The organism is Stenotrophomonas sp. 05L44_2, from assembly GCF_056665995.1.
In genome coordinates this window covers 1-7,840 of sequence record NZ_JBFTNR010000154.1, presented here as the reverse complement: position 1 = coordinate 7,840, position 7,840 = coordinate 1, and the positions used below count along the sequence as shown (strand labels likewise).

The 7,840-nt window shown below is 68.2% G+C and carries 5 protein-coding genes and 2 pseudogenes; all 7 read left to right on the top strand.

Translation table 11 applies throughout. The annotated features are described in order from the left end of the window. Positions 1 to 1,047, top strand: a pseudogene (locus AC1VAN_RS07360) (putative bifunctional diguanylate cyclase/phosphodiesterase); the annotation flags it as partial. Between the two features lie 75 nt (positions 1,048 to 1,122). Next, the gene (flhB, locus tag AC1VAN_RS07355; protein ID WP_033831035.1) at positions 1,123 to 2,253 is read left to right on the top strand and encodes a flagellar biosynthesis protein FlhB; all 1,131 of its coding nucleotides are present in this window, start codon (positions 1,123 to 1,125) and stop codon (positions 2,251 to 2,253) included. Further along, positions 2,250 to 4,352, top strand: coding sequence for a flagellar biosynthesis protein FlhA (gene flhA, locus AC1VAN_RS07350; RefSeq protein WP_480985548.1), 2,103 nt, complete (start codon positions 2,250 to 2,252; stop codon positions 4,350 to 4,352). Before flhB ends, flhA begins: the two co-directional genes overlap by 4 nt. 145 nt (positions 4,353 to 4,497) lie before the next feature. Then, a complete protein-coding gene (flhF, locus tag AC1VAN_RS07345; protein ID WP_480985547.1) occupies positions 4,498 to 6,123 on the top strand; it encodes a flagellar biosynthesis GTPase FlhF in 1,626 nt (541 codons plus the stop codon). Next, positions 6,110 to 6,997, top strand: coding sequence for a MinD/ParA family ATP-binding protein (locus AC1VAN_RS07340; RefSeq protein WP_025878980.1), 888 nt, complete (start codon positions 6,110 to 6,112; stop codon positions 6,995 to 6,997). The genes flhF and AC1VAN_RS07340 overlap by 14 nt, the downstream gene beginning before the upstream one ends. Then, positions 6,994 to 7,737, top strand: coding sequence for an RNA polymerase sigma factor FliA (locus AC1VAN_RS07335; protein WP_480985546.1), 744 nt, complete (start codon positions 6,994 to 6,996; stop codon positions 7,735 to 7,737). The genes AC1VAN_RS07340 and AC1VAN_RS07335 overlap by 4 nt, the downstream gene beginning before the upstream one ends. A 19-nt stretch (positions 7,738 to 7,756) precedes the next feature. Continuing rightward, positions 7,757 to 7,840, top strand: a pseudogene (locus AC1VAN_RS07330) (response regulator); the annotation flags it as partial.

Sequence of the window (7,840 nt, the reverse complement as noted above, 5' to 3'; positions counted from 1 at the left end):
GAACAGGACGAGGACCTGCCGACCCTGGCCCGGCGCATCCTGCAGGCGGTGGGTAGCGGCCCGCTGCTGCCGGACCACGAGCTGCAGGTGAGCGCCAGCATCGGCATCGCGATCTGCCCCGACCATGCCGCCAGCGAACGCCAGCTGATGGCCTTCGCCGATGCAGCGATGTACCAGGCCAAGGAATCGGGCCGCAATGCGTTCGTGCTGTTCGCCGACTGGATGAACGACAGCGCCGAGCAGCAGTTCCGCCTGCTGGCCGACCTGCGCCGGGCAATCGGCAGCGAACAGCTGTTCCTGCATTACCAGCCGAAGATCCGCGTGGCTACGCAGAAGGTGGCCGGTGCCGAAGCACTCATCCGCTGGCGTCATCCGGAACAGGGCCTGATTCCGCCGGACCGCTTCATCCGCCTGGCCGAGCGCAGTGGCGCGATCAACGAGATCGGCCGCTGGGCGCTGGACCAGGCCTGCCAGCAGCTGCGCCACTGGCACGATGCCGGCCATGAAAGCTGGACGATGTCGGTGAACCTGTCACCGGTGCAGTTCAGTTCGCCGCACCTGCTGCAGGACGTGCGCGAGGTGATCGAGCGCTACGCGATCGCCCCGCGCAACCTGGTGCTGGAGATCACCGAAAGCACGGTGATGCGCGATACCGATACCAGCCTGCGCCTGCTGCAGAGTTTCTCCGCCCTGGGCGTGGGCATCTCGATCGATGATTTCGGYACCGGYTACTCSAGCYTGCTGTACCTCAAGCGCCTGCCGGCCACCGAAATCAAGATCGACCACGCGTTCGTGCGCGACCTTGAGCACAGCGCCGAGGACGTGGTGATCGTCTCGGCAATCGTGGCGCTGGGCCACGCGCTGGACATGGACATCGTGGCCGAGGGCGTGGAGACCGCCGCGCAGCGCGCCTACCTGGAGCGCCTCGGCTGCGACTACCTGCAGGGCTTCCTGCTGGGCCGGCCAGTGGACGCGGCCCGCTTCATGCAGCTGCACGACCTGCCGCGGCGCCCCCCCCGCTACCGGTACCTGCTCCGGCAGGCGCCAACTGCGGTTGGCACATGCACCCGTAACGGAACGAATCTTGCACGCACTCCGGCATCCCCTGCTGCAGTGCCTGTGATGTCCGAGAACGAATCCGCCGGCGAAAAAACCGAACAACCGACAGAAAAACGCCTGCGCGACGCCCGCGAACAGGGCAACCTGCCGCGCTCGCGTGAACTGGGCACGGCCGCCGTGTTCGGCGCCGGGGTGATCGCGGTGATGGCCATGAGCGGCTCGATGGCCAGCGGCGCCAGCGCCTGGATGCGCCATGCGCTCAGCCCCGAACAGAGCCTGCGCCAGCACCCGAAGGCGCTGTTCGGCCACTTCGGCGACCTGCTGCTGCAGCTGATGTGGGTGATCGCCCCGCTGGTGCTGGTCTGCCTGCTGGCCAGTTTCCTGGCGCCGGTGGTGATGGGCGGCCTGCGCTGGTCGGCCAAGGCGATGATGCCTGACATCAACCGCATGAACCCGATGAGCGGGCTCAAGCGCCTGTACGGCCCCGAAGCCATCGCCGAGTTCATCAAGTCGCTGCTGCGGGTGGCCTTCGTCGGCGTCGCCGCCGGCATGGTGGTCTGGACCAGCTTCAACACCCTGCGCGGGCTGATCCACCAGCCGCTGGAAACGGCCATCGGCGACGGACTGGGCTTCACCCTGCGGCTGCTGCTGGCCACCGCCGGGGCGATGCTGGTGCTGGCCGCCATCGACGCGCCGTACCAGCGCTGGAACTGGATGCGCAAGCTGAAGATGACCCGCGAGGAGCTGCGCCGGGAGATGAAGGAAAGCGAAGGCAGCCCGGAAGTGAAGGGCCGCATCCGCCAGCTGCAGCAGCAGATGGCCAACCGCCGGATGATGGAGGCGGTCCCCACTGCCGACGTGGTGGTGGTCAACCCCACCCACTACGCGGTGGCCCTGAAGTACGAAGGCGGGGCCATGAATGCCCCCACCGTGGTCGCCCTGGGCGTGGATGAAACCGCCCTGCGCATCCGTGAAGTGGCCGACGGCAACAAGGTCGCCATCGTCTCTGCCCCGCCTTTGGCACGCGCCTTGTATCGGGAAGGCCAACTCGGCAAGGAAATCCCCGTGAGACTGTATTCAGCCGTCGCCCAGGTCCTCTCTTACGTCTACCAGCTGCGCAGCTGGCGGACCGGCCCGATGCCGTCCACGCCGCACATCCAGGTTGATGAGTTCGGCAACGGGGGCCGTCCATGAGCGCCCAGGCATCCAGCTTCAATACCCGCCGCGCGCTTGAAATGATCCGCCAGGGCCTTGGCGCACCGCTGATCGTGCTCGCCCTGCTGGCCATGGTCGTGGTGCCGCTGGCCGCGCCGGTGCTCGATGCGCTGTTCACCTTCAACATCGCCATCTCGCTGATGGTGCTGCTGGCGGTGGTCTACGTGAAGCGCCCGCTGGACTTCACCATCTTCCCGATCGTGCTGCTGATCACCACCATGCTGCGGCTGGCGCTGAACGTGGCCTCCACCCGCGTSATCCTGCTCAACGGCCAGAACGGCCACGAAGCGGCCGGCAAGGTGATCGCCGCATTCGGTGAGTTCGTGATCGGCGGCAACTACGCCGTCGGCATCGTGGTGTTCGCGATCCTGACCATCATCAATTTCGTGGTCATCACCAAGGGCGCCGGCCGCGTCTCGGAAGTGACCGCGCGCTTCATCCTCGACGCCATGCCCGGCAAGCAGATGGCGATCGACGCCGACCTCAACGCCGGTTTGCTGACGCGCGAGGAAGCCAAGCTGCGCCGCGAGGAAGTACGCGAGGAAGCCGACTTCTACGGTGCGATGGACGGTGCCAGCAAGTTCATCCGCGGCGACGCGATCGCCGGCATCCTGATCCTGTTCATCAACATGCTGGGCGGCCTGGCCGTGGGCGTGCTGCAGCATGGCATGCCCTTCGGCGATGCCGCCGCCACCTACACCCTGCTGTCGATCGGTGACGGTCTGGTGGCGCAGCTGCCGGCGCTGCTGGTCTCCAGCGCGGTGGCGATGCTGGTTACCCGTGCCTCGCGCTCGCAGGACATGGCGCAGGCGATGACCGGCCAGGTGTTTGGCCAGTACCGTGCGCTGGCCATCACCGCCGGCATCCTCGGCGTGGTCGGCCTGGTGCCGGGCATGCCCAACGTCGCTTTCCTGACGCTGGCGGCCATCCTCGGCTTCATCGCCTGGAAGGTGTACCGCAAGGGCCTGGTGCCGGCGCAGGCCGACACCGCTGCAGGCGACGCCAACGCACTGAACGCGCTGGGCCGCCCCGCTGCCCCCGCACCTACTGCGGAACTGAGCTGGGACGAGCTGCGCCCGGTCGAYCCGCTGGGCCTGGAAGTGGGCTAYCGRYTGATTYCGCTGGTGGACARSAACCAGGGCGGCGARCTGATGSCGCGSATCAAGGGSGTGCGSCGCAAGCTSACCCASGACRTCGGCTTCCTGATTCCSTCGGTSCACATCCGCGACAACCTGGAACTGCCGGCCAACGGCTACCGGGTACTGGTGCACGGCGTGCCGGTGGCCACTGCCGAGATCCATCCCGACCGCGAACTGGCGCTGGACCCGGGCAGTGCCCTCGGTCCGCTGGAAGGCATCGCCGGCAAGGACCCGGCCTTCGGACTGGACGCGACCTGGATCCAGCCACACCAGCGCGCCCAGGCCGAAACCCTGGGCTATACCGTGGTCGACCCGGCCACGGTGGTGGCCACCCACCTTTCGCACCTGATCCGCGAGYACGCACCGGAACTGCTCGGCCACGAGGAAGTGCAGCACCTGCTGGCCAACCTGGCCAAGAGCGCGCCCAAGCTCGTCGAAGATCTGACGCCGAAGGCGCTGCCGCTGTCGGCGGTGGTGCGCGTGCTGCAGAACCTGCTGGTCGAGCGCATTCCGATCCGCCAGCTGCGCAAGATCGCCGAAGCACTGGTCGAACACGCCCCGCACAGCCAGGACCCGGCCACGCTGACCGCCGCCGTGCGCACCGCACTGGGCCGCTTCATCGTGCAGGAGATCGCCGGAATGTCGGCGGAGCTGCCGGTGTTCACCCTCAACCCGCAATTGGAACGTGTCTTGCAGGAGTCCACGCAGGGCAACGGCGCCGCGCTGGAACCCGGACTCGCTGAGCGACTGCACCAGAGCCTGGCCGAATGTGTCAGCAAGCAGGAAGCCCGCAACGAGCCCGCGGTGGTGCTGGTACCTGGCCCGGTGCGAGCCGCGCTGGCCCGCCTGGTCCGCCACAGCGTTCCGTCGCTGTCGGTCCTGGCCTACAGCGAGGTGCCGGAGGACAAGCGCCTGAAGCTGGTCGGAACGATCAGCTGACGCCGCCCTGCAACGCGCCAGAAAACAGACACCACTTTCAAACACCCGCAACAGACAGATTCCAAGGGGAACCCGAACCGTGCAGACCACCGACCATCCGCGTTCTCCGACCGCCACTCCGCCGACTTCGTCCCGTGACCACAGCATGAAAATCAAACGATTCGTCGCCGCCGACATGCGCTCGGCCATGAACCTGGTGCGCAAGGAACATGGTCCTGATGCCGTGATCCTGTCCAACCGCCGGATCGAGGAAGGCATCGAGATCGTGGCCGCCGCCAACTACGATGAGAGCGCCGTGCAGCGCGCCCTGGAAGCGTCGCGCCGCGACGTGGCACCGCCGCCCGCGCCGAAGCCGCGCAGCGCCGCCGACGCAGTGATCGCCGCGGTCACCCGCCGTCGCAGCGGCACCCCGGCACCGGAGCCGGTGGCCGCCACCACCTCGGCCGTTGCCGCCCTCGCCCGCGCCGCCGTCGGCGCGACCGGCCGCACCCTGGACAGCGCCGACGAGATCGTGCCGACGCGTGGCAGCACCGGTTTCGCCGCCACCCTGGCGCGCGCCGCCGTCAATGAATCGACGCTGCCGGAACAGATCTTCGCCCCGTTCGCCGACGCCATCGTGGCGCCCTCACCCTCGCCTGCGGCAGCCGCGCCGGTGAACCGCGCCCGCTTCCAGATCGACCCGCCGCTGGAAGACAGCGCGCAGCTGCCGGCAGTGACGCCGCCGCCGTTGCCGGTTGCCCTCCAGGCCACCACGGCACCCGAAGACCAAGCCTCACACGCGCAGGTTGCCGTGCAGCCGACCGAGGCTGCACCGGCACCGATGCCGGCGCTGGCGCCAGCACCCGCGCTGACCCTGGTCGCCGATGACGCCGAGATCCGCCACCTGCGCCAGGAAGTGGCCGGCATGCGCCAGGTGATCGAGCGCGAGATGAACCGCTTCACCGACGAGCGCCTGCGCGGCAGCCCGGTGCGTGCCACCGCGCTGGACCTGATGGACGAGTACGGCTTCGATGCCGGCATCGCCCGCGACGTGGCCATGCAGATCCCGCTTGAAACCGAAGCGCATCGCGGCCGCGGCCTGATGCTGGGGCTGATCTCGCGCAAGCTGCCGATCGCCCCGGTCGATCCGCTGGAGGAAGGCGGTGTGATCGCCCTGGTCGGCCCGACCGGCGCCGGCAAGACCACCACCATCGCCAAGCTGGCCTCGCGCTTCGCCGAAGCCCATGCCGCCCGCGACGTCGCCCTGGTCACCACCGATACGATGCGCATCGGCGCCCGCGAACAGCTGTACGGCTACGGCCGCCAGCTCGGCATCGCCGTGCACGAGGCCAACAGCGGCACCGACCTGGACCAGCTGCTGGAACGCCTGAAGGACTACAAGCTGGTGCTGATCGACACCGCCGGCCTGGGCCCGCGCGACCGTGCGCTGGCCGCCCAGCTGCAGTGGCTGCGCGCCGCCCRCCAGGTCCGCACCCTGCTGGTACTGCCGGCCAACACCAGCTTCGGCGACATGGACGAGGTGGTCCGCCGCTTCGGCGCGGCCAACCTGCAGGGCCTGGTGCTGAGCAAGCTGGACGAGACCGGCCGCTTCGGCAACGCCCTGTCGGTGGCGGTGGACCACAAGCTGCCGATCACCTGGGTGACCGATGGCCAGGACGTCCCGGACGACCTGCACCGGGCCAGTGCAGCCAATCTTGTACTTCGCCTTGAAGATTTGCGCCGCGCGGCCGATATGCCCTGCAACCCGGAGTTGAACCATGCCGTCGCGTGAGTACGCCAAGCTGACCACCACCTTCCCGCTGACGGCGACCCGCAGCGAGCCGCTCGGCCCTGTGCGCACGATTGCCGTGACCGGCGGCAAGGGCGGCGTCGGCAAGACCAACGTATCGGCCAACCTGGCCGTGGCGCTTGCGGGAATGGGCAAACGCACCCTGTTGCTGGACGCCGACCTGGGCCTGGCCAACATCGACGTGATCCTGGGCCTGAGCCCCACCAACACCCTGGCCGACCTGGTCGCTGGCCGCTGCAGCCTGGATGACGTGATCATCGAAGGCCCGAACGGCGTGCTGGTGGTACCGGCTGCGTCCGGCCGCCGGCACATGGCCGAGCTGGCCCCGGCCGAGCATGTCGGCCTGGTCAACGTGTTCTCCGAGCTGGAGCGCGAGCTGGACATCATGGTGGTGGACACCGCCGCCGGCATCACCGATGGCGTGCTGACCTTCTGCCAGGCCGCGCAGGACACCGTGGTGGTGGTCTGCGATGAACCGGCCTCGATCACCGACGCCTATGCGCTGATCAAGGTGCTGTCGCGCGAACGTGGCGTGGACCGCATCCAGGTGGTGGCCAACATGGTGCGCGACCCCAACGAAGGCCGCGTGCTGTACGAGAAGCTGACCCGCGTCTGCGAGAAATTCCTCGCCGATGTCTCGCTGAACTACCTGGGCTGCGTGCCGCAGGACGACTGGCTGCGCCTGTCGGTGCAGCGCCAGCAGCCGGTGGTGAAGGCCTATCCGTCCAGCCCGTCGGCACTGGCGATCACCGAGATCGCCCGCCGCACCGCCCGCTGGCAGGCACCGACCGAGCCGCGCGGCGGCGTCGAGTTCTTCCTCGAACGCATCATCAAGCAGCGTGGGGTGGCCGCATGAAAGGCGCCGCCCAGTACAGAGAGGTCCAGCGCACGGCGGCCAACGAGGTCATCGCCCAGCACTCAGACCTGGTGCGGCGCATCGCCCACCATCTGGCCGCACGCCTGCCGGCCAGCGTTGAGGTGGACGACCTGATCCAGGCCGGCATGATGGGCCTGATCGAAGCCTCGCGCAGCTACGACGCCGACCAGGGTGCTTCGTTCGAGACCTACGCCTCGATCCGCATCCGCGGTTCGATGATCGATGAGATCCGTCGTGGCGACTGGGTACCGCGTTCGGTACACCGCCGTGCACGTGACGCTGCGGCCACCATCCGCCGCCTGGAGCAGAGCACCGGCCGCGCCGCCAGTGCCACCGAAGTGGCCGCCGCGATGGAGATGCCGCTGCCCGAGTACCTGCGCCTGATGGAGGACGCCTCGCGCGGCCAGGTACTGAGCCTGGAGTCGCGCATTGAAGACCAGGGCGAGCTGGACACCGTCGCCCAGGGCGGCCCGACCCCGCAGCAGGTACTGGAACGTGGCGAGTTCGGCCGCGAGCTGGGCAATGYCATCGGCCACCTGCCCGAGCGCGAACAGCTGGTGCTGTCGCTCTACTACGAGCAGGAACTGAACCTGAAAGAGATCGGCGCAGTGCTCGGCGTGAGCGAGTCGCGGGTCTGCCAGATCCACGGCCAGGCGGTCCTGCGCCTGCGTGGCCGACTGAAGATTTTCGAGGCGGCCGACGCCGGCCTCGAGAGCTGATCAACAAAGGAACTCTGCTTTGAACAAGAACATGCGCATCCTGATCGTCGACGACTTCTCGACCATGCGTCGTATCGTCAAGAACCTGCTGGGCGATCTGGGC